At 31.7% G+C, this 25,570-nt stretch carries 25 protein-coding genes; 11 read left to right on the top strand and 14 right to left on the bottom strand.

Going from position 1 to position 25,570, the window contains the following annotated elements; translation table 11 throughout:
* Window positions 1–42: 42 nt before the first annotated feature.
* A complete protein-coding gene (locus DMB68_RS20685; RefSeq protein WP_110348538.1) occupies window positions 43–3,057 on the bottom strand; it encodes a tetratricopeptide repeat protein in 3,015 nt (1,004 codons plus the stop codon).
* A 286-nt stretch (window positions 3,058–3,343) separates the two neighbouring features.
* Here DMB68_RS20685 and DMB68_RS20680 point away from each other — a divergent pair, with 286 nt between their 5' ends.
* The gene (locus tag DMB68_RS20680; RefSeq protein WP_110348537.1) at window positions 3,344–4,027 is read left to right on the top strand and encodes a cell division ATP-binding protein FtsE; all 684 of its coding nucleotides are present in this window, start codon (window positions 3,344–3,346) and stop codon (window positions 4,025–4,027) included.
* A 5-nt stretch (window positions 4,028–4,032) separates the two neighbouring features.
* On the opposite strand, the gene DMB68_RS20675 is transcribed toward DMB68_RS20680, so the two are convergent.
* Complete coding sequence (locus tag DMB68_RS20675; protein WP_110348536.1) at window positions 4,033–4,869, bottom strand: class I SAM-dependent methyltransferase; 837 nt, start codon at window positions 4,867–4,869, stop codon at window positions 4,033–4,035.
* 103 nt (window positions 4,870–4,972) lie between these two features.
* Between DMB68_RS20675 and DMB68_RS20670 the strand changes: the two genes are divergently transcribed.
* A complete protein-coding gene (locus DMB68_RS20670; RefSeq protein ID WP_110348535.1) occupies window positions 4,973–5,881 on the top strand; it encodes a glycosyltransferase family 2 protein in 909 nt (302 codons plus the stop codon).
* Here DMB68_RS20670 and DMB68_RS20665 read toward each other — a convergent pair.
* Genes DMB68_RS20665 through DMB68_RS20655 form a run of 3 tightly spaced genes read right to left on the bottom strand, consistent with a single transcriptional unit; the run spans window position 5,855 to window position 8,179 of the window.
* The gene (locus DMB68_RS20665; RefSeq protein ID WP_110348534.1) at window positions 5,855–6,955 is read right to left on the bottom strand and encodes a glycosyltransferase family 4 protein; all 1,101 of its coding nucleotides are present in this window, start codon (window positions 6,953–6,955) and stop codon (window positions 5,855–5,857) included. The genes DMB68_RS20670 and DMB68_RS20665 overlap by 27 nt on opposite strands.
* Window positions 6,952–7,350: a sugar 3,4-ketoisomerase gene (locus tag DMB68_RS20660; protein ID WP_110348533.1), complete on the bottom strand. Its 399-nt coding sequence runs from the start codon at window positions 7,348–7,350 to the stop codon at window positions 6,952–6,954. Before DMB68_RS20660 ends, DMB68_RS20665 begins: the two co-directional genes overlap by 4 nt.
* Window positions 7,343–8,179 (bottom strand): glycosyltransferase, encoded by an 837-nt coding sequence (locus tag DMB68_RS20655; protein WP_110348532.1) that lies wholly within the window; start codon window positions 8,177–8,179, stop codon window positions 7,343–7,345. The genes DMB68_RS20660 and DMB68_RS20655 overlap by 8 nt, the downstream gene beginning before the upstream one ends.
* 45 nt (window positions 8,180–8,224) lie before the next feature.
* Between DMB68_RS20655 and DMB68_RS20650 the strand changes: the two genes are divergently transcribed.
* Window positions 8,225–9,367 (top strand): glycosyltransferase, encoded by a 1,143-nt coding sequence (locus tag DMB68_RS20650; protein WP_110348531.1) that lies wholly within the window; start codon window positions 8,225–8,227, stop codon window positions 9,365–9,367.
* Between the two features lie 97 nt (window positions 9,368–9,464).
* On the opposite strand, the gene DMB68_RS20645 is transcribed toward DMB68_RS20650, so the two are convergent.
* The 9 genes from DMB68_RS20645 to DMB68_RS20605 all read right to left on the bottom strand — a co-directional run bounded on the left by DMB68_RS20645 (window position 9,465) and on the right by DMB68_RS20605 (window position 17,716).
* Window positions 9,465–10,517 (bottom strand): hypothetical protein, encoded by a 1,053-nt coding sequence (locus tag DMB68_RS20645; protein ID WP_124019458.1) that lies wholly within the window; start codon window positions 10,515–10,517, stop codon window positions 9,465–9,467.
* A 392-nt stretch (window positions 10,518–10,909) separates the two neighbouring features.
* Window positions 10,910–12,283 (bottom strand): class I SAM-dependent methyltransferase, encoded by a 1,374-nt coding sequence (locus DMB68_RS20640; protein ID WP_231131707.1) that lies wholly within the window; start codon window positions 12,281–12,283, stop codon window positions 10,910–10,912.
* Window positions 12,284–12,469 (bottom strand): hypothetical protein, encoded by a 186-nt coding sequence (locus DMB68_RS20635; protein ID WP_110348529.1) that lies wholly within the window; start codon window positions 12,467–12,469, stop codon window positions 12,284–12,286.
* A gap of 100 nt (window positions 12,470–12,569) precedes the next feature.
* Window positions 12,570–13,844: an O-antigen translocase gene (locus DMB68_RS20630; protein ID WP_110348528.1), complete on the bottom strand. Its 1,275-nt coding sequence runs from the start codon at window positions 13,842–13,844 to the stop codon at window positions 12,570–12,572.
* Between the two features lies 1 nt (window position 13,845).
* Entirely contained in the window at window positions 13,846–14,937 is a 1,092-nt protein-coding gene (locus DMB68_RS20625; RefSeq protein ID WP_110348527.1) for a DegT/DnrJ/EryC1/StrS family aminotransferase, read from the bottom strand.
* Window positions 14,937–15,884, bottom strand: a complete 948-nt coding sequence (locus DMB68_RS20620; protein WP_110348526.1) for a GNAT family N-acetyltransferase — start codon at window positions 15,882–15,884, stop codon at window positions 14,937–14,939. Before DMB68_RS20620 ends, DMB68_RS20625 begins: the two co-directional genes overlap by 1 nt.
* 8 nt (window positions 15,885–15,892) lie before the next feature.
* Window positions 15,893–16,495: a trimeric intracellular cation channel family protein gene (locus tag DMB68_RS20615; protein WP_110348525.1), complete on the bottom strand. Its 603-nt coding sequence runs from the start codon at window positions 16,493–16,495 to the stop codon at window positions 15,893–15,895.
* Between the two features lie 28 nt (window positions 16,496–16,523).
* A complete protein-coding gene (locus DMB68_RS20610; RefSeq protein ID WP_110348524.1) occupies window positions 16,524–16,949 on the bottom strand; it encodes a PH domain-containing protein in 426 nt (141 codons plus the stop codon).
* A 20-nt stretch (window positions 16,950–16,969) separates the two neighbouring features.
* Window positions 16,970–17,716 (bottom strand): RDD family protein, encoded by a 747-nt coding sequence (locus tag DMB68_RS20605; RefSeq protein WP_110348523.1) that lies wholly within the window; start codon window positions 17,714–17,716, stop codon window positions 16,970–16,972.
* Between the two features lie 20 nt (window positions 17,717–17,736).
* Here DMB68_RS20605 and DMB68_RS20600 point away from each other — a divergent pair, with 20 nt between their 5' ends.
* From DMB68_RS20600 to DMB68_RS20560, 8 genes are all read left to right on the top strand, one after another.
* Window positions 17,737–18,702 carry a stage II sporulation protein M gene (locus DMB68_RS20600; protein ID WP_110348522.1) on the top strand — a complete coding sequence of 322 codons (966 nt, stop codon included), beginning with the start codon at window positions 17,737–17,739 and terminating at the stop codon, window positions 18,700–18,702.
* Between the two features lie 26 nt (window positions 18,703–18,728).
* A complete protein-coding gene (locus tag DMB68_RS20595) occupies window positions 18,729–19,502 on the top strand; it encodes a DUF4129 domain-containing protein (protein ID WP_110348521.1) in 774 nt (257 codons plus the stop codon).
* Window positions 19,495–20,703, top strand: coding sequence for a DUF4350 domain-containing protein (locus DMB68_RS20590; protein ID WP_110348520.1), 1,209 nt, complete (start codon window positions 19,495–19,497; stop codon window positions 20,701–20,703). Before DMB68_RS20595 ends, DMB68_RS20590 begins: the two co-directional genes overlap by 8 nt.
* 37 nt (window positions 20,704–20,740) lie before the next feature.
* Window positions 20,741–21,754, top strand: coding sequence for an AAA family ATPase (locus tag DMB68_RS20585; RefSeq protein ID WP_110348519.1), 1,014 nt, complete (start codon window positions 20,741–20,743; stop codon window positions 21,752–21,754).
* Window positions 21,755–21,968: 214 nt separating this feature from the next.
* The gene (locus DMB68_RS20575; protein ID WP_110348517.1) at window positions 21,969–22,745 is read left to right on the top strand and encodes an SPFH domain-containing protein; all 777 of its coding nucleotides are present in this window, start codon (window positions 21,969–21,971) and stop codon (window positions 22,743–22,745) included.
* A 23-nt stretch (window positions 22,746–22,768) separates the two neighbouring features.
* Complete coding sequence (locus DMB68_RS20570; protein ID WP_110348516.1) at window positions 22,769–24,100, top strand: DUF58 domain-containing protein; 1,332 nt, start codon at window positions 22,769–22,771, stop codon at window positions 24,098–24,100.
* Between the two features lie 37 nt (window positions 24,101–24,137).
* A complete protein-coding gene (locus DMB68_RS20565; RefSeq protein ID WP_110348515.1) occupies window positions 24,138–24,488 on the top strand; it encodes a hypothetical protein in 351 nt (116 codons plus the stop codon).
* Window positions 24,489–24,596: 108 nt separating this feature from the next.
* Window positions 24,597–25,385 (top strand): TrmH family RNA methyltransferase, encoded by a 789-nt coding sequence (locus tag DMB68_RS20560; protein ID WP_110348514.1) that lies wholly within the window; start codon window positions 24,597–24,599, stop codon window positions 25,383–25,385.
* Window positions 25,386–25,570: the final 185 nt, after the last annotated feature.

The raw sequence follows: 25,570 nt of genomic DNA, 5'->3' as shown, positions 1-25,570 counted from the left end.
ATGTTTGTTTATTCATTTTACTTCTCACATTTAACGCTTAACTTACTTATTAATTGACGAATTTGTTTTTGACTCTTCTAATTTGATTGCGCCTAATTCTCTTTTGGCTTCTTCAACTACATCCGGATAATCTGTAAAATTATTGATTACATTATCTAAAATATAAGTTGCCTGATAACTGTCTTTTAAGCCGTAGAAATTTTTAGCCATCAAAACCAAACTCTTCGCTCCGTAATATTTATAAGCAGAGTAGTTTTTTGCTAATTTTTGAACGGATACATTTGAAGCATCAAACTTGCCTTCCTTGGTTTTGAAATAGGCATCATAATACAAAGCCTCAGCTGCCAGTTCTCCTTTTGATGTTGTCGATAATTTAGCGTATGCTGCTTTGGCTTTATCTTCATCTCCGGTTTGCATTGCCGCGCGTGCTACAATAATTTGGGCATCTGCTTTTACATTCGCATCTGCTTTAGGGTTTTGCAATACCTTATCAGCATATATTACAGAATTGCTGTAATCTTTTTTATCATAATAACATTTCATTAAATTGGCCTGAGCAAAATTTTGATTCTGAGCAGAATCAGATTCTTCGCTTAAACGAACTAAAACCGGAATTGCCTTATCACAATCTTTTGCTTTCAGAAAAATTTGAGCCAATTTATTTAGTGATTGTTCTGTAAATTCATTTCTTGGCTGATCGATTACGAACTGATAATTTGCAACTGACTTCGTTTCTGAACCTTCCCCATAAAGCAATTGCGCCAGATAAAAATTTGCTTCCAATGAATGTAATCCTGAAGGAAATTTGCTAACGTAACCTGTAAAACCTATAATTGCCTGCTTATTATTGCTTTGGCTGTATTGTTTAAAAGCGGCATCATAGGTATCATTATCCAATTCTGCATCTGTAACCGAAACAAAATCCAACGTTCTAACCCAAGTAGCATATTCATCTACTTTTCCTGAATCTACATAAATCAATCTGGCTGTAGAAACTGCTTCCAAAGCTTCAGGAGTTTTTGGGAATTCAGCTGCCACTTTTTTGAATTTTGTTAAAGCCTGTTCGTCTCGATCTGAGTTGTAATAAATCAAACCTTGTCTTAAAATTGATTTTGAAGTAAAAGAACCATTTTTATATTCAGCAATTAACTGATCGTAGGTTTTAATCGCCTGATCATTCTTTTTATCAGCCACATAAGTGTTTGCCAATTCAAATAAAACATCATCACGATACTCTGATTTTTTATACATCTGAAGAAAATTATTCAGCTCATCAATTTTCTTGTCGTTTCTGGACATAAATCCATACGAAATCGCTTTTTGAAATTGTGCATAATCAGCATCTACACCTTTTGCATTGATTGCTTTTCCGTAAGCTTCCATTGCCTGAGCATATTTCGAAGTTACAAATCGGCAATCTCCTAAACGCAAATACGAATCGTTCAGACGCACTTTATCTCCCGGAGCATTATCAATCTGAGCCTGAAATGAATTTCCGGCCTGATCGTATTCTTTCAGTTTGAAATAGGCATAACCGATATTATAATTGATATTTTTATATTCGTCTGTTGTTTTCGCTCCTGATAAACCTGCGAATTGTTTGTAGCTCAATAATGCATTCTTAAAATCGTCTGTTACATACTCCGATTCTGCCTTCCAGAAAGTAGCACGGGCTGTAAATTCAGGATTTTTCTGTTCTTTGACAGCTCCATTAAACATTTTTAGTGCTTCAGTATAATTAGACTCATTGTATAATTCTAAACCTCTGTAAAAAAGTACTTTTTGATAGGCTGATTTATTTTCAGGAGTTCTGTTTTTTTCTAATAAAACCAAGGCTTCCTTATAATTTTTAGTAGAAATATAAGAATCTACCAATAATTTTTCAACTTCAGATCGGCTTGAATTGTTTGGATATTTTTTCAGGAAATCAAGTAAAATTCCAGGGACAGTCTGATAAGCATTTCCGATATCATAACTCAGTTTGGCGTAATTTAAAGCCGCATCTTCCTGAATCTGTGCATTAAAATCCATTTCTGAAGCATTCTTAAACGCATTCAAAGCTTCTTGTTTTTTACCTGTGTTCAGATAAGCTAAACCTAAATGATAATAGGCATTTTGTGCAACGAAATCTTTTCCTTCAATAATTTTATTGAATTGTGAAATCGCTTTTTCGTATTCTTTTTGTTCGTAATACGCATAACCCAGCTGATAAAAATCGGTGTTGTTCCATTTTCCTTTTCTTCCTGCGTATTGCTCTAAATACGGAATCGCTTTACCATATTGTTTTAAGTTAAAATAACTTTCACCGATAATTTTATTCAATTCTGATTTTTCAATAGCATTTGATTTAGCCATTGCTGCCTGTCCCAAATCGATTGCTTTTTGAAAATTTCCTAATTTAAAGTTCATATCAGCCTGAAAATAGGAAAGCTTCTCTTTGTACTTTTCTTCACCCGAAACTTCATCAAAATATTTAGTCGCTTCTTTGTAATCATCGCCTTCATACGCCATGAATCCAAGGTAATATTTGGCCTGAGAACCAAATTCAGGAGAATTCACCACTTTATTAAAATAGGTTGTTGCCTCTTTTTTCTTTTTAGCGTTAAAATAACTATATCCCTTCTGAAAATTAAATTTATCCTGTTCAGATTTACTCATATAACTTTCATCGACTTTATCAAACCATTGCAGTGCTTTTGGATAATTTCCCTGTTCAAAGAAAAAATGAGCAGCCTCAATATAAGCCTGGTTTTGTTTGGTGCTTGTTGGATAATCACTAACAAATTTTTCGATCAATTCATCGGCATTTGCCTGATTCGTCCTAACAGCGCAATTTGCAATGTAATAAGCACAATCTGACTGAACTTCTTCAGTAGTTGCGTTGTCTTTTACATGTTGAAAAATTAACTGGGCAGAAGCGTATTGCTTATCGTTATATAAAGCCAGCGCTTTATCAAATTCTTTCAGATCGTAGGTATAAATAGCCGATTTTTGTGCCGACACAGTAGTCGAAATAAGAAGAACCGGAAGTAAAAAGAACAAGAAAAGTTTATGCATTTTAATATTATTTAGTATTCAAATGTATCATTTTATACCGTTTATAACGAAACGTTTCAGGCATTTATTATGAACAAAAAATTTAAACACTGTTATTTTACAGCTTCACAGACCTCAAAACACGTGCCGTAAAATTCCAAAAACAATTAATTTATAATAAGATAGTTTCACGATATAAACAAATTGCATCTGTTTTACATCGCTAAAATTTTTCTGTTCAAATGATTAAATTTTATTTTGAATCCAACCGTTAACTTATTACTTTTACATTCAAATCAATTTTATTATGTCAGAAACCGTACTATCTCTTAAAGATGTCACTATATTTCAGGAAGGAAGAAAAATTTTATCACATATCAATTTAGAAGTTGAACACGGAGAGTTTATCTATATCATTGGAAAAACCGGTTCAGGAAAAAGTAGTTTCATGAAAACTTTGTATGGTGATTTACCTCTTTCTGAAGGTGAAGGACATATTGTTGAATTTGATTTGGCTAACCTGAAAGAAGCTCAGATTCCATACTTAAGACGTAAAATTGGAATCGTTTTTCAGGATTTCAAACTATTGCCGGACAGAACCGTAAAAGACAATATGTTGTTTGTTCTTAAAGCAACGGGCTGGGTAGAAAAAGAAGCCATGCAGCACAAAATCGATGAAGTTCTGGACAAAGTGGGCATGAAAGATTTTTTAAATAAAATGCCTCACCAGCTTTCGGGTGGTGAACAGCAGCGTGTTGCAATTGCAAGAGCTTTGCTAAACGATCCTGAATTTATCCTTGCCGATGAGCCAACCGGAAACCTTGATCCTCAAACAAGTTCTGAAGTTTTGGAAGTGTTGAAAAAAATCAACTCTAACGGAAAAACCATTATCATGGCTACCCACGATTATGCATTGCTGATGAAATTCCCATCCAAAACATTGAAATGTGAAGATGAGAGAATTTTTGAAGTGGTACAGAGAAGTGTATAATTTCACTAATCTTTTTTAAATACTAAAATATCCTGAAAATCAAATAAGCCTTCGCAGGTTCTTTTTGACCAATTTCCATATATTTTATTTTCTATTTTTAGACCACTACCTTCTATCATTTTGTCTATATAGATTTCCCTGAAAGCTATATTGGCAGAAGGTACCTTTTCATTCATTAACCTGTAATTTTCTCTTTGATAAGGGAAATTAATTTTATTGTTTTTGTTTGAAATCATCTTTTCAATTTCGTCATCATACAAAAAGAAAGTCCCAAGACATTTCCCCCCAGGCTTTAAGACTCTGTGAATTTCGTTAAAATAATTTTGTACTTCTAAAGGCTGCATGTGTGTAAAAACTGAAAATAAAAAAATGGTTTCAAAATAATTATCTTCATAAGGAAAAACAAAATCCTCAGCTTTATCTTCAGTAAAATGATACAAATCATTATTTAAAGGAATGTATCGAAAATTAAAATTAGGGTAGTCTGTAGAAATATGTTTTTTACACCAGATTATCCCTTTTTCAACAACATCAAATCCTTCATATTTACCTTCTACTGACAAATATTGAGTTAGTGCAACAGCTGCTCTTCCTATCCCACAGCCAATATCCAGTACTTTATGATTTTCTTCTAAGCCCGCATATTGCTTTAAAAGCTGAAGATGGTGTTTACCCTGCGCTAAAAAATCACCTGAACCTATAAAAATATCCCCTTTATTAGGGACATATTTATTTTTTCTTCCTTTAATATTATCAAGAATATCAACGGGATAATAATATAATTTTCTAACTAAAAATCTTGATGTAGGTGAAAGGGAATAATATAGAGACCGTAAATTCATTTTAATTATTTTCAGAAATTTGCAATCAAATTTGAAGCTATCTTATGGGATGTTTTAATAAAAAACATTTTCTTTACAAATATATTTAAAAAATCGGTTTTTGATGCTTTCCATCCTTATTCCTACTTATAATTACAATTCTTTTCCTCTTGTTTTTGAACTTCAAAAACAGTGTGTTGATTGTGATATAAAATTTGAAATCTTATGCCAGGATGATTGTTCCAATGATTTTTTAACAGAAAACAATCAAATAAACTCTTTAAAATACTGCTACTTTTCTTCGAATACAACAAACTTAGGAAGGGGACAAAACAGAAATTATCTTGCATCGAAAGCTAAATTTTCCTGGTTATTATTTTTAGATTGTGATATGTTTCCCAGAGGCTCCAATTTTATAGAAAATTACCTTTTAAATGTTCAAAAAAACAACGACACCATTATTTTTGGAGGCATACTTTATGAAAGCAAAAAACCACAAAAAGAGCAACTCTTACGCTGGATTTATGGTCATAACAAAGAATCCGTTTCTTTAGAAAACAGAAGAAAAAAACCTAATATCAGAGCATTAACTTCTAATTTATTAGTAAAAAAAGAACTGCTCCTGCAACATCCTTTTGACTCCACTATAACAAAATATGGCTATGAAGACTTATCTTTTCTGATGAAATTAGAAGTCAATAACATTTTAGTAACCCATATCGAAAACCCTGCTTTTCATTTAAATTTAGAAAGCTCTTTATTATTTTTGAACAAAACAAGAACAGCTCTTGAAAATCTTGTGTTTTTAGAAAAATCAAATAAAATATCAGCAACAGAAAGTAAGATAATTGCTGTTCAGCAAAAACTTGAAAACCTAAAACTAACAAGCATTACAGCTTATATATTTTCAAAAATAAAATCAAAAATAGAATCTAATTTACTTTCTGAAAAACCTTCTTTATTTTGGTTCGATATTTATAAATTGGGTTATTATTGCCATTTAAAATCACTTGGACAGAACTTCTTTAAATAACTCTTCCCAGAGATTCATAATTTCGGTTTTTGAAAAAGCAGACGCTTTTTTAACTGCATTTTCGGCTAACTGATTTTGCAATTCTTTATTTTGAATTAAAAAATCAAGCCTTTTTATATATAATTCTGAATCATTATCCGGAATCAGAATTCCATCTACATTATTCTCAATAAGGTTGCCAGGACCAATCGGACAATCAAAGGAAACTACTGGTAAGCCGAAAGACATTGCTTCCAAAAGTGCCATTCCAAAACCTTCAAATCTTGAAGTCATCAAAAAAACGGAGGCCTCCTCGTATACTTTTTCAATATCTTTAACAGGCAATAACAAATCAACTGTGTCCTGAAGCTTCAGTTTATCTATTTCATTTTTTAAAAACGTAGTGTCTTCCGTAAAATCTCCGTAAATTTTTAATTTCCATTCCGGATTTTGTGTACTGACTTCTTTCCAAATTGGCAATAGTCTGTCTAAACCTTTCTCATAAGAATGCCTTCCTATTGCAATGGCAACTTTCGCAGTTAGAAGACTTTGCACATTCGGTTCAAAACACAATGAATTGGGAATAATTTTAGCTTTATAAAAATTCCATTCGGCAGCACTTTTTTCACTTAGAAATATTACCTGATCGAATTTGGTAATTGTAAAAGACTTAATTAGTAAATGCATTTTTCTTTTTAAAAATCGCAGTAAAGAATGTTTTCTATTAATGATTTCAGCTTTAGAACCATGAACTTCCAACAAAACAGGGGCTTTAGTTTTTATTAATAAAGGAACCAGAAAGCCTTTTAATCCATTATCTGAAACGACAATTATGTCCGGACAATAATTATCAATTAGTTCCTCAACTTTCTTTCTAAATTTAAATATATAAAACAACGACTTCTTATTAAGTCCTAAATTATTAAGTTTTGCTTTCTCATTAAATTTATAGAAAGTATGCCTTTCCAATACTTCATTGTAAATAATAGAAATTTGGTAATTATAATTTTCTACAAAAAAATCCGATTTTTGAGCGAGTATTTTTTCCACACCGCCGGAAGTTGAAACTACGGAAGTTATATATAGAATTTTCATTTTTTAGTGGCTAAAAAAGCGTCATAGTCGCGGATATAATCTTCTTCTGCAAAAACATCCGAAGCCACCACAAGGCAAACGGCCCCTGATGAAAAATTTTGCAACTCCCTCCAGATTCCAGTTGGAACCAACAGTCCCAAATTTGGTTTATTGAGAAAAAAAGTCTTTCTTTCAAAACCATCATCAAGGACAACCTCAAAACTGCCGCTAAGTGCTATTATAATTGATTGCTGATCAATATGTGAATGTCCTCCTCTAAAAGCATTGCTAGGCACATCAAAAAGATAATATACCCGCTTTAATTCAAATGGCAAAACGTCATTTTGGAGGAATGCTAGATTACCACGATAATCTTCTATAACAGGCAGTTTTATTAATTGAATATTATTAAGCATTGTTTTGGTTTTCTAATTGATAAAAATCTATTCTGCCTAATTTTGCTTTTTTAAGTGCCATAGGAATTTGATTTATTTGTAATTTCCGCTGTTTTAAATCGAAAAAAAGTTTCATTGCCAAATGAATATTATAATTTCCTTTTAAAACTCTGGCTAAAAATGCTCCTTGAATATAATATTTTTCAGCAATATTAATTTTTTCATTTGAGGAAATTTCCGGATGAATCGCAATTACACTCGGGAAAAAACCTATTGATTTTTTTTTCTCTTTAATATCAGCCAAAAAGATAGCCTCTTCTCCCATCTGAAATGAGCTTCCCAATCCAAATTTTTCATCAAAAATAAGCTCTGATCTATCTATATTTTTTGTATTAATGGTAATTTCAACAGATAAAACACCAAACAATTCCAGCAAGCTTAATTTTTTTTTAGGTTTTAAGAAATACTTTTTAAACAACGAACCATTCGGCTTTTCAATACAAAAACTCAGGATTGTTGCTTTTGAGAATTCATTATGTGCCTGTATAATTTTTTCATCAAAATTTACCTTATAAATTATATCATCATCTGCTATTAAAATAATTTTACCTGTAGTGTTTCTTAAGCCTAAATTTCTGCTCTTAGAGAGTCCCTTTTCAAATGAATTTATCACTCTGACACAAGAAAAATCAGAACTCAATAAATCATTCTCTGTGGTTTGATTAATTATTAAAATAGAAAACTCAGAAAAATGACTGAAAGGAAACATTGGAATCAGAAAATCAAGATTTTTTCTGTTCATTGTCGAAACTACAATCTCTAAATCTTCTTTTTTAAATTCTTTTGCCAATTTTGATAGTATATTTACACAAATATAAAAATTTATGGTTCTTATATGAAAATACTTTTGATTGGGGAATACAGCCGATTACATAACTCTTTAAAAGAAGGTCTCCAGATTCTGGGGCATCATGTTATCATTATTGCTGATGGAGATCATTTCAAAAAATTTGATGTTGATTTTTCTATAAGACCTGCTTTTTTTTCTGATAATTTACTAACCAGAAAACTGGCTGGATTTTGCTACAAAGTTTTCAAAATAGATCTTATAAAATTAGAAAGAGCATACCGCTTTTATTCGTTTCTTCCACAATTGAAGAATTTTGATGCCGTACAATTAATTAACTCGGATGCAATTGAAACTTACCCAATTTTTTCGAAATATTTACTAAAAAAAATATTTTCACAGAATAAAAAAAAGATACTTTTAGTTTGTGGAGATGAAACGCCTATTATTGATTTCTTACTAAGAGATGAATTACAATATTCCATTTTGACTCCATTTTTAAATAACCCAAATTTGAAAAAAGAGTTTCAATTTCCTTTAAAATACACTCAGAAAAATTACCGAAGCCTGTTTGAATTTGTCTTAAAAAACACTTCCGCAATAATTACATCTGATTTGGATTATAAAATTCCGATGGAAAGAACAGGTTTCCAGACAACTTTAATTCCAAACCCGGTTAATGTAGAAAAAACACTATTTGAGCCTTTAGAAATTTCAGAAAAAATAATCCTTTTTTTAGGCATAAATACAGGAAGCTGTATAAAAAAAGGAACTATTTATTTTGAAAATGCTTTGGAAATCATTTCTAAAAAATACCCTGAACAAGTAGAAATTATTATTACCCGAAATATCCCTTACAGTACATACATAAATATTTACAATAAAGCACACATCCTTTTGGACCAAGTATATGGTTTCGACCAGGGTTATAACGCATTAGAAGCCATGGCGAAAGGAAAAGTAGTTTTTACCGGAGCTGAAGCCGAATTTACAGAATATTATAATCTCACTGAACGCGTAGCTGTAAATGCCTTACCAGACGTTGAATATTTAGTAAGCGAAATATCTTTTTTAATTGAAAACCCCCAAGAAATAATTAAAATTGGTAAACAAGCTAAAGCTTTTATAGATAAAGAGCATAATTATATAAAAATTGCTCAAAAGTATCTGGATATTTGGAATAAAAATTAAAATAAGAATTCTTTTTATACTACTTCATCTGTTTACTTTAACCAAAACTGAATAAAGAACTAACAGTACTTTTTTATTAAATAGAAACATACCAATATTATTCTATAGCAAGATATATTTTAGAAAAGTCATTTGGTTCAGATAAATTATAACTGTTGTTTTGTTGAAGTTTTTTAAGCAAGCTTTTATCCTCACCTAAAAAAGAAAACAAAACCCTAAATAAATTAACAGATGTTTTTAATTTAGAATCATAATGAGAATGTTTAGGATCATTCCATTTTATTGCAAGCTTTGCTCCAAAAATTGATTTTAAAAGAACTTTATCTGATATTTTTTTTGATGCCTCTAAAGTATTTGAAAACCCAACAAATCCTCCGTGGTCTGCCCCAATAATTACAATAGCATTTGGATCCTCTTTTTCAATAAAGCCAATTGTTTGTTTTAACCAGATATTAGTTTCCTGGAGTCTTTTTATGTATTTTATCCTTTCTTTTTCAATGCCAGAAGAACCTTGTTTGTATACTGCAATATGATTAGGCCCGAATTTTTCGATAAAGAAAAAATTATTAGATGTTTTGTTGTTTACTATTTGATGTTTTAAATCACTTAAAACATTTCTTTTTGTTTCAAAAGCATTAAAATAAGGCACCTGATCCAATTCAAAATTGCAATAATCATACTCAATATTTGGGTAATTAGCTAATAAATAGGGTCTTTCTGTTAGAAAAAATGTTTTATAGTTATTCCTTTTAAATATCTTTAAAACCGGATTATTTCCAGTAATTAAATCTCTGGAATATTTAAAATCCGAATTCATATCGTAAAAATGATGCTTCATGAAAAAGCAAGAACTATTTGAAGTTAATGTAGATTCGTAATTGCTTCTAAAATCATTATATAATGTAAATTTTTTATCCTTCAACCATCCATCAAATTCAGAATTGTCAAAACGATACAAAACACCTTTAAGATTTGTATCACTTGCATACCCATCTGGTTCGATGTAGTAAATATTAGGTCTTTTCTTAAAACTTGTATTAAGAATGTGATCTGGCTGTTGTTGCCAGGAAGCAGAACTTGTTAAATTATCATAAATTATTTTTGAAACCTTAAAAACCGGAATAATTGAAAGCAGTAAAATAAAAACCATTACTTTTTTATAATGTTTATAAAGCTTAAAAGAAAAAAAACATACAAAAATTAATAATCCTAACAACATTTTTTTCTTAATGGTCAAAAAGTAAACCTGTGAGAAATAAACTGATGTTAACTCGACAATTATAACAAATAATAAATGTCTTCTGTAAGGTAATAACTTTTCAAAACGGATAAATAAATGATATAGTAAAAATATACTGAGTGAGGGCAATATCAAAAAGAAAAAAGAAAAATAAACTAAATGTCTTAATGAATTAATATCCTCAAAATTATTGGAATAAAAAAAAACTAATGGATAAAAACCAGATAAAAAACCAACCGCAGCCGGATAATCTTTATCGTTATTTATAAAGTAATTAAATTTTTCTTTTAGATTCATTTCTTTTAATTACGACGTTTCAATCTATATAAAATTCTTTCAGAAGAATCTATTTTTTCTTTCTTTAGTATTTCAAAATATACAGCATATTCCTTTTCGAAATTTTCTTCATCGTAAAAATCAAAATGATTCTTGAATTCTCTTTTACTGTCTAATAAAAATTGAACCCAGGAATCTTTTCTTGTGGGAAATTCAATTAATAGATTTGAAGACATTTTAGAAAAAAACTGAGCAGACAACGAAAACGGAATGTTCCCTGACAATGTAATATGATGAATAACAGCCAAAGCTAAGCATCCATCCAGATTTAGTTCTTTGATCCTGTCAATAAACGAAAACCGTTCTTCGTTATTGAAACCATAATTTGCTGCCGGATTTAGCACATCAATTACTAAAGGTAAAATTATTTTTTCCTTACTTTTAATTATTTGTCGGTAATTTTGTTCGACTGCATTCGGGTCTACATCTGCCACAATTAACAAATCTGCCTGTTCTTTTAATTCGCGCGAAAAAGTACCGTCATTTCCTCCAATATCAATTAAAGACTTTCCCTGTATGGATAAAAACCAGTCTTTTACTGCTTTTTTCTTAAATTGATATGCAACATCATCATAATTGATTTGATTGTAATAATGATCCCATTCTGTTTTTTCATTAGCTGATAAATTCAGGATATAATCATACAGGCCGTCGATTAATTTTATCTGAGAGGCTTTCGATAAATTATTGCTTACCGATTTTTTATCTGATTCATATTTTTTATCATACTTAGCCAATAAATGAATATTAGTAACTAATGTAGGGCTGAAATAACTTTTGAAAGGTAATAGTCTGGACAACTTTTGCAATGAAATACCTTCAAGATTTTGGGATAGCGTTTTTAAATAGTCTTGTCCAAAATATTTAGTAAGAACCAAAGGTCCTAAAAAATGCATTATAAATTGCTTATAGGCCAACCATGGATTATTTTCCTGATAAAAATCAAAAGACAGCGTATCGATAAAAACAGGTTTTCCTTCGTGAAAAGTTATATTAAAGGCAGAAGCATCTTTTAAAGTGAAATTATTTTTCAAAGATAATTTTTGAATTTTCAAAGTCAGTAAAGCCGCATGTTTATACTGTAAAAAACTCCATTCGTAAGGATAATTTACAAGAGGAATTTTTTGTGCTTCTATAATTATCTGGTCTTGATTTTCCTCAACAACTTTGTGTGGAATCAAATATTTTTTCTCAAAAAGGGTATTATAAAAACCGCTTTTTGTTAAAGACCTATATTGGTTAAAGTAAATTGGATTTATAATCCTTTTAACGCTGTCATCTTCTATAAAAACATATCCGGACGGGTCTCTAAATGACGAACTTGTTCTTTTTGACATCATTTATTTTTGCTCTTCCTTAGTCTCGTCATGATCCATAAAATCGTCTTCTTCCTTGCTTTTAATTCCAAAAACAGACTTTATTTTAAACATAACTGTCTTATAAAAAAGTAAAACACCAGCCACTGCTGCAGCCAAAAACTGAACTATCAAAGCTCCTGTTCCTGGATCGAAATATAATGGAATCATTTTTATCTATTTTTTTCAAAAATACCTAAATTATAGTAATTTCTAATATGTATTTTTATTAATCTGTAAAATCTGTTTTTATTTAAAATTCATAAAGCAATCAAAATAAAATTTTCCTGAAATAAATCCCTAAAACGAACAGGTAAATAAAATTTTCCAGAGCATGAGCAATAACGATTCCCTGTATTCCTAAAAGGGCAACCAAATAATTGCTCATAAAATATAAGACAACAAGCGATAAAATTTCTGAAAAAATAAAAGCTTTAGTCATTTTTTTTGCTAAAAACTGATATCCTAAAATCCATGATGCTGCCTTTAGAAAGTCTCCTAATAATTGCCAAAAGAATAAAGTTGTAACCGGCAAAAATTCACTTGTAAAAAGCAATTTTATAATAAAAAAACGTGCCAAATAAATCACTAATAAAAGTAAGGCAAAAAAAGGCAAAATATTTCTGTAAAAACTCCAAAAAACTTTTTTTGTGTCTTGTCTGCTTTGAGCTGAAGCCAATTTTGGAAAAAAATAAACCGATAATATGGTGGTAATAAACATCATATAATAAGTAGAAATCCGGGTGATTGTTTCCCAGAAACCTGCATGCTCCAAGCCAACAACCTTAATTACATTTGTTCGTATGGCTAAGTAGATCAATGGTCCAAAAATCGAAGAAACCAAAGCCATAAGCGAATAAGAAGACAAACTTTTTATAATTTGAAAATCAAAATACCGAAATCGGATTGTGCTGAAAAAATTGAATTCTTTATTTACAAAGTAAAAAGCAACAAAAAACAATAATGCAGGAGAAATAACTATTGAAAGCAAGGCTCCTAATGTTCTAAAATTTAAAATCATAGTAACTGAAACCAGTAAGCCTATTATATTTCCAATGATATTTATCCAAATTACTTTCTTAAACCTTCCTAAACCATTAATTAACGAAAGTAAAAAAACAGAAACTGCATACCATGGCAAAGCCACTGCTATTGCTTTAAAAACTATCTGGTATCGAAAATCTGTCCCAAAAATTTGACTGTTCCAAAACCCGGACAAAAAATACAAGACAAAACTCAAAATAACTGCAGATGTCAACAAGCTGATAAAAACCGTTGAAATAAGTTTTTGGAGCTGATCATTTTTCTCTTTGCATTCAGCTACATATTTTACAATTCCATTTTGGAATCCTAATGTTGATACTCCTTCCAATAATGATGTAAAGTTCCTAAGATTACCTACCAGAGCCATTCCGTTCGCACCAACAAAAACCGCTAATAATTTTGAAGTAATCACACCAATCCCTATCCTTAATAATACACTTAGACTATTTAGCGAAGTAATTTTAAACAAATCTGTTTGCAATATGTTTTTCACAAACCGCATTTTAATATTTATTTAAAATTTCGATTACAAAACTCACCTCATCACCTGTCATTACAGGGCTCATTGGTAAACTTAAAACTTCATTGTGTATCTTTTCAGTAACCGGAAAAGATAAATGATTCCAGTCTGAAAAAGCTTTTTGCTTATGTGGCGGAATGGGATAATGAATCATGGCCTGAATTCCGTTTTTTGATAAATAATCTTGTAAATGATCTCTATTGTGGCTTCGGATAACAAACAAATGAAACACATGATTGTGCGAGAAATTCCAAAAGGGTAATATTATCTTCTCATTTTTAATTTCAGATAAATACCTTTTAGCAACTTCACGGCGTTTTTTGTTATCCTCATCTAAATTGACTAATTTCAAATTTAAGAAAGCCGCCTGTAACTCATCCAATCTTGAATTTATGCCAACATATTCATTTTGATATTTTACTTCAGAACCATAATTCCGAAGTGAAAAAATCACTTTTGCCAGTTCAGAATCATTTGTGGTAATCGCTCCTCCATCTCCCAAGGCCCCTAAATTTTTGCCCGGATAAAAACTATAGGCAACTGCAGATTCTGGATTATTAGATTGTCTATTTTCAGCACCATGAGCTTGTGCCGCATCTTCTATAACTAAAAGATTATGCTGATTTGCAATTGCATTGATTTGGCTCATTTCTGCCAATTGTCCATATAAATGAACTACAAGAATGGCTTTAGTTTTTGAATTAATCTTACATTCGATTAAATCCGGATCAATAATATAAGTTTCAAGTTTTGGTTCTACCAAAACCGGAACTAACCCTGCCTGCAAAATTGCCAGAATACTAGCAATATAAGTATTTGCCGGAACGATGACTTCATCACCTTTCCGAAGTTTTCCTAATTCGATATAACCTTTAAAAATTAAAACTAATGCATCAAGACCATTACCAACTCCAATACAATATTTAGCTCCACAATAATTCGAGAAATTGTTTTCAAATGCTTCTGTTTCCTTTCCTAAAATATACCAGCCATTATCCAAAACTGATTTCAGTTTTTCCTGAAAAGTCGTTTCGTAAGGCTCATTTATTTTTTTAAGGTCTAGAAATTTTATCATTAAATAGTTATTTTGTAAAAGTCCTGATTATAAACGGAGCAGCCTAACTCTTCTTTTTGCTTTAAGAGTCCTGAATTATATCCTTTTTCGTTATTGTCTCCCACAATACCCATATCAAAAAAATATTTGCCTTCCCTTTTATATTTTTCAATTAAGGTGATAAATAAATAATCAAGAGCTCTAAGCTCTTCTCCTTTTACAGTTGTAGCTCCATATTGTGATTTAACGGTATTCTCTATTTCAAAGATAGTTATCCCTGCAATGATTGTGTCGCCAAAATAAACTGAAAACTGTCTGATATTTTGAGGAAAGCTATTTTTTAGCTTAGTGATTTCTTCCTTTGTATGAACCGGTTTTGTGTTGTGTTTTTCTAACAATCGGGGTTCTAAAACTTTTTCCCAAAAATGATATAGATTGTTTTCTTCAATAATTTCTAAATGAAGATTTTCGATTCGTCTGAAATGTTTTAGTTTACTTTTCGAAATATGCAGCGGAGCAATTAAATTTAAAGCTAAATTCATTTCTTTGCGTTCTAAAATTGCTCCTTTTTTTGTTAAGAAAAAGTCAGTTTCACTATTGCCCCAAAGAAGATAAAAACCTGGAATTGGTTTATAAAAAAAAGTTTCAATTGTATTTTGTTTGAGAAAGAATAAAATAGTATCTAAAATTGACTCTACTCTTTCTGCCTTTATTTTAGAAGAATATACTAAGCCTCCATATGTAAGCCCCTGATGAGAATACACGGAAATTCCTTTTCTATTTGCCGGTAAAACTGCAACTAACTTTTTATCTTCAAAGACCAATAAAGAATAATCCTCAAAACGATCCTTATGATATTCCATAAAATCCCTGTGAAATAAAAACGTAGCATTTTTGGCCTGAGCAATAAAGTCATTCCAGATATTATAATCGGTTTCAGTATATTTTTTTACGGTATATATAGTCAATTTCTTTTTTATTTATGATCAAATGCCGGCAAATACCATTTGAATTTCACAGCCATTAAACGTACCGAAATTATAACAATTGAAGTCGTTAAATATAAAATATCTTTATCCAGATCAAGGCTTCGCAAAGCAAAAAATACAATTCCGCCGAAAATACAAATTGTAGCATAAATTTCTCTTCGGAATATCGTTGGAATTTCTGTACACAAAATATCACGGATTACTCCTCCAAAACAGGCAGTCATTGTTCCTAAGGCAATACAAATTACAGGATGCAGGCCAATAGAAATTCCTTTTTCAAGACCAATTAAGGTAAAAACCCCTAATCCGATTGTGTCAAACAAAAATAAAGAGGTACGAAGCTTATCAAATTTTTTTCTAAACAGAATTGCCAATCCAAAACCTAAAATAATCACATAAACATATTTTAAATCCAGCATCCAGCCAACCGGAGTTCTCCCGATCAGAACATCACGAAGAGTTCCGCCACCAACTGCTGTAACAAAAGCAATGATAAAAACACCAAACGGGTCCAGTCTTTTATGCATGGCTGTCAATGCACCTGACATAGCAAACGCCATTGTACCGATAATATCTAACAGATGGAACATTTTTTTGAGATTCTAAGTTGCTGAGACGCTAAGTTACTAAGGTTTTATTCTTTAATTTTATTTCTACCTGAGGATTTATTTTTTGAATTGCCTCAATAAATTTAGTTTTATCTTTTGGAGAAATCATGACTGTATCAAATTTATTATACAGAATTTCAAGCCGGTCTAAAGAAAGTGCAGGAGAACTCATTACATTATTGGTTTCTGAAATCTTTTTTATGGCTGTAACAGAAATTGAAATATTAATAAGAAAACCACATTTTATAATCAGATTTTCACTTTCAATGATATAGAAAGTTGTAGTAAACATATGGACAATAAAAGCTATTGTAAAAACTATAGGTATTAAACTTCCCCAGACTCCGTCAAGTGCTAATTTTATTGCTATCCCGCCAAATATAACACTTAAAAAAAGCACTAACCAAAGATCAATTTTAGATTCAAATTTTTCCACTGTAAAGTTTTTGTTTAAAATTACATATTCTGAGTATAGAAATTATAATCTTTTAAAACCGTTCGAATAAAACCTGCAGGATCTCCAATTGACTGATTTTTAATTCCGGCAACACTTTCAATTTTATGAACCAGTTTATAAATGATTTCGTAATCATTTTTTGCCTCAGCTCTTAAAAATGTTTCTTTTATAATTCGCATATCATTGTCTGATAATTTTATTACCAAAGGATAAGTTGGTGTATATGTTTCTCCTATTTCTTCCAGAATAGTATGGCTTATATCAATTTTGTTTTTTAAGGTAATTACTGAAGTTCCTGCTACCATATCCCCCAATCGTTGTCCTTTTTTACTTGAAACTACAGTAATCAGTGCTATAATTCCGTTAAGAATTGAAATATCGATCAGCCTGAAAAACCATCGCATCAGATAATCTCCAAAACCGGCCTGATAACCGTCAATTTTCACCACTTTTATTTTGGTCAGTTTTTTTCCTATCGTTTGTCCTTCAAAAACGCTTTCAAGAGTAAGCGAATAAATCATAACCGGAAAATAAAACCCTAAAATAATTGTACCAACTGACCATTGATCTAATTTTTGGAATAAACGATCCAGATCCAGCCACTTGAAAAAAATCAGATAAACCATTATTCCATAGGCAATTTTAATAATCAAATCGATAAAATACGAGCCCATTCGCTCGCCTGCAGAAGCGGCTATAAAATTTATTTTAACATTTTGTGTTGTGTTAATAGATAATTCTGACATATTTTATATTTTAGCCCTCAATGAGAGAAGTTGCATTCATAAAACAAAATAAAGAAAAATGGCTGGAATTTGAACTGGCTATTTTTGGTAAAGCTAAAAAAAATCCTGATGAGTTAGCTAATTTGTACATTCAAATGATGAATGATCTGTCGTATGCGCAAACCTATTATCCAAAAAGTAAAACCGTTATTTACTTAAATCATCTTGCATCACAGATTTATCAAAAGATTTACAAAACCAAACGAGCAGAAAAAAACAGGTTTCTGGAATTTTTTAAAACTGAAGTACCCTTATTGGTTTATGACTACAGAAGATATTTGCTGTATGCATTTACCTTATTTTTTGTTACAGTTGCTATTGGCGTAGTCTCTGCCAGATACGATCAGGATTTTGTCAGGTTGATTTTGGGTGATGCGTATGTCAATATGACTTTAGACAATATTAAAAAAGGAAATCCCGTAGCAGTTTATGCTTCCGGAAGTAACTGGGGCAGTTTTGTAGGCATTACCATGAACAACCTTTATGTTGGTGCAAGATGTTATATCTGGGGTCTTTTTGCCGGTATTGGCACACTATATATCTCCTTGCAAAACTGTATTATGTTGGGGGCGTTTCAATATTTTTTTTATGAACAAAATGTATTCTGGAAAAGTGTTCGAGGAATCTGGATTCACGGTTCTATGGAAATATTTGCCATTGTCATTGAAACCGCTGCCGGATTTATTTTAGGGGCATCTATTTTATTTCCTAAAACATTTTCAAGGGCAAATTCTTTTAAAATAGGTTTTAAAAACAGTTTCAAGATATTCCTGAGCACATTTCCTTTTACAATCAGCGCCGGATTTCTTGAAGGTTTCATTACCCGATACTCTATTGATATGCCCAATTGGCTTAGCAGTTTTATCATTCTTTTTACTTTGGGTGTTATCTCTTTCTATTATTTGGTTTATCCTTCTATTGTTCACAAAAAAACACAACAGCTATAAGCCAATTGAATTAACCTTAACCAATAATGAATAGACTTTTACTCGTTTTATCCTTTGTTTTTTACTGCAGTATCTCGAATGCGCAGGATTCTTTGGTTAAAACCGAACCTCCAAAAGTTGTTTCTGTAAAATATACGGAAGCAGATATTTACATCGATGAGGATACCATTGCTAAAAAAACATTTCAGAAAAATTTCAAAAAAGAATATACCGACAGTGATTTTGTATATGAACAAAAAACTCCGGAAAAAAATTGGTGGGATTATTTTAAAGAATGGCTGGCAGGAATTTTCAGAAATATATTCTCTTTTAAAAATCCGCAGGCTTCACTTAATTTTGTGACACTTCTATTAAAAATATTAGCTGCACTTATTGTTATTTTTGTAATCTATCTAATTGTCAAGGCTTTGATTAGCAAAGAAGGTCATTGGATTTTCAGCAAAGAAGCAAAACAAAAAGTGGTTCATTATTCCGATATTGAAAAAAACATCCACCTTCTGGATTTTGAAAAACTGATTAAAGAAAGCATCGAAACCGGAGAAAAAAGAATTGCTGTTCGGTACTATTATCTGTGGCTATTAAAAGTGATGGCCAAAAATCATTATATCGAATGGGACATCGAAAAAACCAATACCGATTATTTATACGAAATTAAAAATCCTGCTCACAAAGAAGAATTTACCTATTTGTCATACTTATACAATTATATCTGGTATGGCGAATTTGAAATCGACGAAACTGCTTTCATAAAAGCCGAAAACCAATTTAAAAAATCCCTAAAAACCTTTAGCCATGGGTAAATCGATGAAAATTTATATCGCTATACTGGTTCTGGTTTTTGCCATAATTTTACTGGCAGGGAGCAATTCACCAAAAAAAATTGACTGGACTCCAACCTATTCGGTAAACGACAAAATTCCGTTTGGATTATTTGTATTTAATAAAGAAATTGACGGACTTTTAAAAAAGCAAAAACTTGAAAGAGTCTCAGCACTGACACCTTACGAGTTTTTAGATTCTAAATATGTACCTGACACAATTGTGGGTACTTACAATATAAAAGGAACTTTCCTTAACATTACCGAATTTGCTTCTATTGACGATCAGTCCATGAAGGAACTTTTTTATTTTGTTTCGCATGGAAATAGTGCTTTTCTAAGCATGAAAACCTTTCCTCAACCGATTTTAGACAGTTTGAAAATCGATTTCAGAACTGATTTTGAGTATTCCGACAGTACCTCTGTCTGGCTGGCTAATAAAAATGTAAACACCAAAAAGTTTCATCTGACTGAGGGGATGGGTAATTATTATTTTTCGAAAATTGATACTTTAAACACTACTGTTTTAGGTTATCAGGGTAATAAAGAAAATCAGAAACGCATCAATTTCATAAAGATTCCATACGTAAACGGTTACTTTTATTTGCATACCCAACCCGCCGCTTTTTCTAATTTTCATTTATTAAAAGACGATCATTATCAATATGCCCAAAGTGTTCTTTCTTATATTCCAAAAGGAGATGTTTATTGGTACACAAAAGGACAAAACAGCGAGTCAATTTCTGATTCTCCGTTGCGCTATATTTTAAGTCAGCCGGCTTTAAAAGCGGCATTTTACCTGGCTTTAATTGCAATTTTGATTTTTATTCTTTTTAACGCCAAGCGAAAACAAAGAATTGTTCCGATACTAAAACCGCTGCCTAATTTAACTGTTGATTTCACCAAAACCATCGGGAATTTATATTATCAGGAAGGTGATCACGATAATATTATTGACAAAAAAATTATTTATTTTCTGGAAAGAATCCGAAATGAATATTTGATGGACACTTCAAAACTGGATGATGATTTTATAAAAAAACTGCATCACAAATCCGGGAAAGATGAAAATGACATTAGGGAACTTGTATTTTTGATTAACGAACATCGAAAAAGTTACCACGGAAGTCTTGAAGAAGATTTAATCAGAATCAATAATGCAATAGAAAAAGTTTTACATTAATATTTAACTGAAATTTATCAAAGAAAACATACCAAACATGGACGATATCAATACATCAGAAACCGAAATCACTAACGAGAATGTGAATTTTGAAACCAGGTTAAATCTGGCACCACTTTTAGACCACGTTAACAGTATCAAAAAAGAAATTGAAACGGTAATTGTCGGACAACATAAAATGATTGACCAGCTTTTGGTTGCCATTTTATCCAACGGTCATGTTCTTTTGGAAGGTGTTCCCGGAGTTGCCAAAACCATTACTGCTAAATTATTGTCGAAAACCTTAAATATTGGCTTTAGCAGAATTCAGTTTACACCGGATTTAATGCCTTCAGATATTTTAGGAACTTCCATTTTTAATTTAAAAAGTTCAGAATTTGAATTCAAGCAAGGACCTATCTTTTCTAATCTGATTTTAATTGACGAGATTAATCGTGCCCCTGCCAAGACTCAGGCAGCACTTTTTGAAGTAATGGAAGAACGCCAGATTACCATTGATGGTTCTGCCTACCAGCTTGAAACCCCGTTTTTGGTTATCGCTACACAAAACCCAATTGAGCAGGAAGGAACTTATCGTTTGCCTGAAGCGCAACTGGATCGTTTTTTATTCAAAATTTCAATTGATTATCCAAAATTAGACGAAGAAATCCTAATTATACAAAGAGAACATTCATTACAGGACCACGGAAAATTAGAAGCAATCAAAACACTACTTTCTGCAGAAGAAATAAAAGGATATCAGGCCCTGATCAAACAAATAAGAGTAGAGCAAAATTTACTGGAATACATTGCCAGAATTGTGGTAAACACAAGGGAAAATGCCTTTTTATACTTAGGAGCTTCTCCCCGTGCCTCAATAGCTATTTTAAATGCTTCGAAAGGTTTTGCAGCCATTCGTGGACGAGATTTTGTAACGCCTGAGGATATTAAAGAAGCTGCTGTTCCTGTTTTACAACACCGTGTAATTGTTGCTCCTGAACGTGAAATGGAAGGAATTACAAGTGCAGAAATCATCAAACAGATCATTGAAACAGTTGAAATTCCGAGATAAATAAAATATTAAAATGCTAAATTAGAAACAATGAAAAAACCTGCTTTAAAAATTTTGGCATTTGCTATTATAATATCCTTAATGGTTATTGCAAACATGATTGTGTTTAGAAGCAGAGCCCCATTGTTTTGGATAATTACTTTTATTATCAGCATTTTAATCTTAATCTTATTTCCTTACAAAGCCTTCTTTAAAGAAAAAAATCAAAAATAAAATGAAAAAAATTTTACTGTCAACAATTTTAATAGGCACATTAATTTCCTGTAACCGCCCTGAACCCAATTATGAGGGTGTCTTAATGACTGATTATGGAAGAAACGGAATTGAATCCTTTACAGTTGTTACCGGTGCTCAGGGACCATTAGGGCCAGGAAGTGAATTGTATCAGGTTCCTATGTTTGAGCAAAAATCAGATGTTGATGCTGTACAGGTTTCTGCTAAAGATGCCGGAATGTTTACTGTCGATCCAACCTATACGTATCAGGTAACCAGAACAAAAGGACCAAGTATCATTTTAAATTACAAACATCTGGGAACAGGTGAAGGATTCCTTGACAATGTTGAGGCAAATGTATTGGATAAACTGGCTATTGATGCCTATCGTGAAGAGGCCCGAAATTATACGACAGATTCGTTAATGAATAATCTGGGTTCTTTTGAAAGAAATGTAGAAGAAAAACTGAAACTCAAATTCGCTGCAAAATTTTTCACTTTAAACACCTTGACTTCCGGACTTACACCTCCAAAATCTATGGCGGATGCGATTGAAAAACGAAACAATGCTATCCAAAAAGCAAATGAAGTCCGAAATGAATTGGAAACATCAAAAATGCTGTTAGAAAAAGCCCGCATTGACGCAGAAACCAACCGTGTACAGTCTTCAGGACTTACCAAAGAAGTTTTACAGCAGCAATGGATTGAAGCAATTAGAAACACACGCAACAAAGTTATCATTACAGATGGTAAAACTCCCATAATTATTGGCCAGTAAACTATCAATTTATTCAGAGCGGCATGAAATTCATAAAAAGTCTATACCTCAATAATTTCTTTTTCTATGTACTTTCGGGTATCATCGGACTGTTTGTCTGTGCTTTTATTTTTCCGAATTTATATAATGCCGTCTGGTTTGTCGTTTTGGTATTAATTACTTTTGTAGCACTCGATATTTTGATTTTATATATCGCCCGAATCGGAATTGAAGCTTCAAGGGAAATGCCTGAAAAACTTTCTAATGGTGATTTAAATCCGGTAAATATTTCGATCAAAAACTATTACACTTTCCCTATTTTAATTAAAATTATTGATGAAATCCCGTTTCAGTTTCAGGTGCGTGATTTCAAAATAGAAAGAACTATTAAAGCATCAGCTCAGGATAAAGTTGGGTACGATTTGCGCCCAACAGAGCGTGGGGAATATTACTTTGGGAATCTGAATATTTATGTTTCTTCACCTCTAAAATTAATTTCAAGAAGATTTACTTTCGATAAAGACAAGATGGTACCAACATATCCGTCTTATATTCAGTTGAGAAAATATGACTTATTAGCTTTTTCTAATAATCTGTTTCAATATGGAATCAAGAAAATGCGTCGAATTGGGCATACGATGGAGTTTGAGCAAATCAAAGAATATGTTCAGGGCGACGATCTTAGAACTTTAAACTGGAAAGCTACTGCAAAGAAAAATGCTTTGATGGTAAACCAGTTTCAGGACGAAAAATCACAGTCGGTTTATCTTGCTATTGATAAAGGGCGAGTGATGCAAATGCCTTTTAACGGGTTGAGTTTACTGGATTATGCCATAAATTCAACGCTGGTTTTGGCAAATGTGATTCTGAAAAAACAGGACAAAGCCGGGATTTTTGCTTTCTCCAAAAAAGTAGAAAACAGGGTTTTTGCCGAAAAAAGAGGTTCACAAATGCAAAAAATCCTTGAAACGTTGTACAACATCAAAACTGATTTTTTTGAAAGCGATTACAGCCGTTTGTATGTTGATGTTAAGAAAAATATCAATCAGCGTAGCCTTATTATTTTGTATACCAATTTTGAAACCATGGACGGACTAAACCGCCAATTACCTTATTTGAAAGGAATTGCAAAAAGTCATTTATTAGTGGTTGTTTTCTTCAGCAATACCGAACTCAACGAAATTATCAATAAAAAAACCGATACCATCCAGGAAGTTTATGACAAAGTAATTGCCGAAAAATTCATGTTCGAAAAACGTTTAATTGCCAATGAACTGAAGAAATACGGAATCCATTCGGTTCTGACACAACCTGAGAATCTGACTTTGGATGCTATTAATAAATATTTGGAGATTAAGTCGAGGGGAATTTTGTAGACCGTGAAATGTTTTTTGTAAAATGTAAAATGCAAAAATGGCAAGAAAAATTTTTATTGGATTGATTATTTCAATTTTCTTATTTGTTGCTTACAACTCAAAACGAAACTATTACGAGATGAGCAGAGATTTTCACAGTAAATATTTTAATGGTGAAATTCAGAAAATTGAAGAAGGCCGAGGAATAGAAATTTATTGTGAAAAGGATAACTTTTTTTATAAAGACGATTACGAAGGTCCTGAACTATTTGTTGGTGATATATTAAGAAAAAGTAACCATGAAATTACAATAATGAGGCAAAACTCTAGCGGAGATTACATTGAAGTTGGAAAAGGAAAAAGCATAGAACCTAAAAAAAGTTATTTTGATTATTTTTTTGGAATATAAGAATAGATTATCAAAACCTTTAAACTTTGCTTCTCCCAACATTTGATTTGCTCCTTTAAAAAAAAACTAAGTACCTTAGCGCCTCAGAAACTTAGTCGCTCAAAAACAATGAAACAAATCACTTCCGTACAAAATCCGTTTATAAAATCACTTGTTCTATTGCAGGAAAAAGCAAAAGCCCGAAAACAGAACGGTACATTTTTGATTGAAGGATTACGTGAAATTTCATTAGCTTTAAAAGGCGGTTACGAAATCGAAACGGTTTTATTTTTACCTGAATTGGTTACTGAAAATCAAATTTGTAAACTGGTTTCATCATCGGTTCAGTTAATCGAAATTAATAAAGAAGTCTATCAAAAACTTGCTTATCGCGATACCACTGAAGGAATTCTGGCTGTAGCCAAAACCAAATCACTGCAATTATCAGATTTAAAATTATCTAAAAACCCATTGATTCTGGTAGCTGAAGCTCCTGAAAAACCGGGAAATATCGGTGCACTTTTGCGTACTGCCGATGCTGCCAATCTGGATGCTGTTTTAATTGCCAATCCAAAAAGTGATTTATACAATCCAAATATAGTACGCTCCAGTGTGGGCTGTTTGTTTACCAATCAGATTGCAACCGGAACTACAGCAGAAATTATTACTTTTTTAAAAGAGAAAAAGATTGATTTTTACTGCGCCACATTACAAAATTCAACTTCTTACCATACACAAAATTTCACCACTCCAACGGCTTTGGTGGTAGGAACAGAAGCTACCGGATTAACTCAGGAATGGCGTGATGCCGCAACTCAAAATATCATTATTCCTATGCAGGGCGAAATTGACAGCATGAATGTTTCAGTAGCTGCGGCTATTTTGATTTTTGAAGCTAAAAGACAAAGAGGGTTTTAGTTGTTAGTTGAAAATTAAAAGTCTGTGACTTTCTTTTTGCTGTTTCCAGGCCATTTTATTACATTTTTAAAACTTTCAGAATAAAACTAAGCAAATTGACATCACTGACTCCGCTCGATTTACATTTAATTTACCTTCCAAAACTTAAAGTTTAAAATCCAAAATCAGCAATCCATTCCCTTGCG

It is taken from the genome of Flavobacterium hydrophilum, assembly GCF_003202405.1.
In the GTDB taxonomy this organism is placed as follows: Bacteria; Bacteroidota; Bacteroidia; order Flavobacteriales; family Flavobacteriaceae; genus Flavobacterium; species Flavobacterium hydrophilum.
The sequence above is the reverse complement of the archived record's forward strand: the minus strand, read 5'-3'. Positions and strand labels throughout refer to the sequence as shown.

Coding starts and splice junctions, on each gene's coding strand:
- DMB68_RS20685 (WP_110348538.1), bottom strand. CDS start 3,057: ATGCATAAACTTTTCTTGTTCTTTTTACTTCCGGTTCTTCTTATTTCG.
- DMB68_RS20650 (WP_110348531.1), top strand. CDS start 8,225: ATGAAAATACTTTTGATTGGGGAATACAGCCGATTACATAACTCTTTA.
- DMB68_RS20660 (WP_110348533.1), bottom strand. CDS start 7,350: ATGCTTAATAATATTCAATTAATAAAACTGCCTGTTATAGAAGATTAT.
- DMB68_RS20600 (WP_110348522.1), top strand. CDS start 17,737: ATGAGAGAAGTTGCATTCATAAAACAAAATAAAGAAAAATGGCTGGAA.
- DMB68_RS20570 (WP_110348516.1), top strand. CDS start 22,769: ATGAAATTCATAAAAAGTCTATACCTCAATAATTTCTTTTTCTATGTA.
- DMB68_RS20630 (WP_110348528.1), bottom strand. CDS start 13,844: ATGCGGTTTGTGAAAAACATATTGCAAACAGATTTGTTTAAAATTACT.
- DMB68_RS20680 (WP_110348537.1), top strand. CDS start 3,344: ATGTCAGAAACCGTACTATCTCTTAAAGATGTCACTATATTTCAGGAA.
- DMB68_RS20675 (WP_110348536.1), bottom strand. CDS start 4,869: ATGAATTTACGGTCTCTATATTATTCCCTTTCACCTACATCAAGATTT.
- DMB68_RS20625 (WP_110348527.1), bottom strand. CDS start 14,937: ATGATAAAATTTCTAGACCTTAAAAAAATAAATGAGCCTTACGAAACG.
- DMB68_RS20585 (WP_110348519.1), top strand. CDS start 20,741: ATGGACGATATCAATACATCAGAAACCGAAATCACTAACGAGAATGTG.
- DMB68_RS20665 (WP_110348534.1), bottom strand. CDS start 6,955: ATGAAAATTCTATATATAACTTCCGTAGTTTCAACTTCCGGCGGTGTG.
- DMB68_RS20575 (WP_110348517.1), top strand. CDS start 21,969: ATGAAAAAAATTTTACTGTCAACAATTTTAATAGGCACATTAATTTCC.
- DMB68_RS20560 (WP_110348514.1), top strand. CDS start 24,597: ATGAAACAAATCACTTCCGTACAAAATCCGTTTATAAAATCACTTGTT.
- DMB68_RS20640 (WP_231131707.1), bottom strand. CDS start 12,283: ATGATGTCAAAAAGAACAAGTTCGTCATTTAGAGACCCGTCCGGATAT.
- DMB68_RS20635 (WP_110348529.1), bottom strand. CDS start 12,469: ATGATTCCATTATATTTCGATCCAGGAACAGGAGCTTTGATAGTTCAG.
- DMB68_RS20615 (WP_110348525.1), bottom strand. CDS start 16,495: ATGTTCCATCTGTTAGATATTATCGGTACAATGGCGTTTGCTATGTCA.
- DMB68_RS20590 (WP_110348520.1), top strand. CDS start 19,495: ATGGGTAAATCGATGAAAATTTATATCGCTATACTGGTTCTGGTTTTT.
- DMB68_RS20595 (WP_110348521.1), top strand. CDS start 18,729: ATGAATAGACTTTTACTCGTTTTATCCTTTGTTTTTTACTGCAGTATC.
- DMB68_RS20670 (WP_110348535.1), top strand. CDS start 4,973: ATGCTTTCCATCCTTATTCCTACTTATAATTACAATTCTTTTCCTCTT.
- DMB68_RS20565 (WP_110348515.1), top strand. CDS start 24,138: ATGGCAAGAAAAATTTTTATTGGATTGATTATTTCAATTTTCTTATTT.
- DMB68_RS20605 (WP_110348523.1), bottom strand. CDS start 17,716: ATGTCAGAATTATCTATTAACACAACACAAAATGTTAAAATAAATTTT.
- DMB68_RS20645 (WP_124019458.1), bottom strand. CDS start 10,517: ATGGTTTTTATTTTACTGCTTTCAATTATTCCGGTTTTTAAGGTTTCA.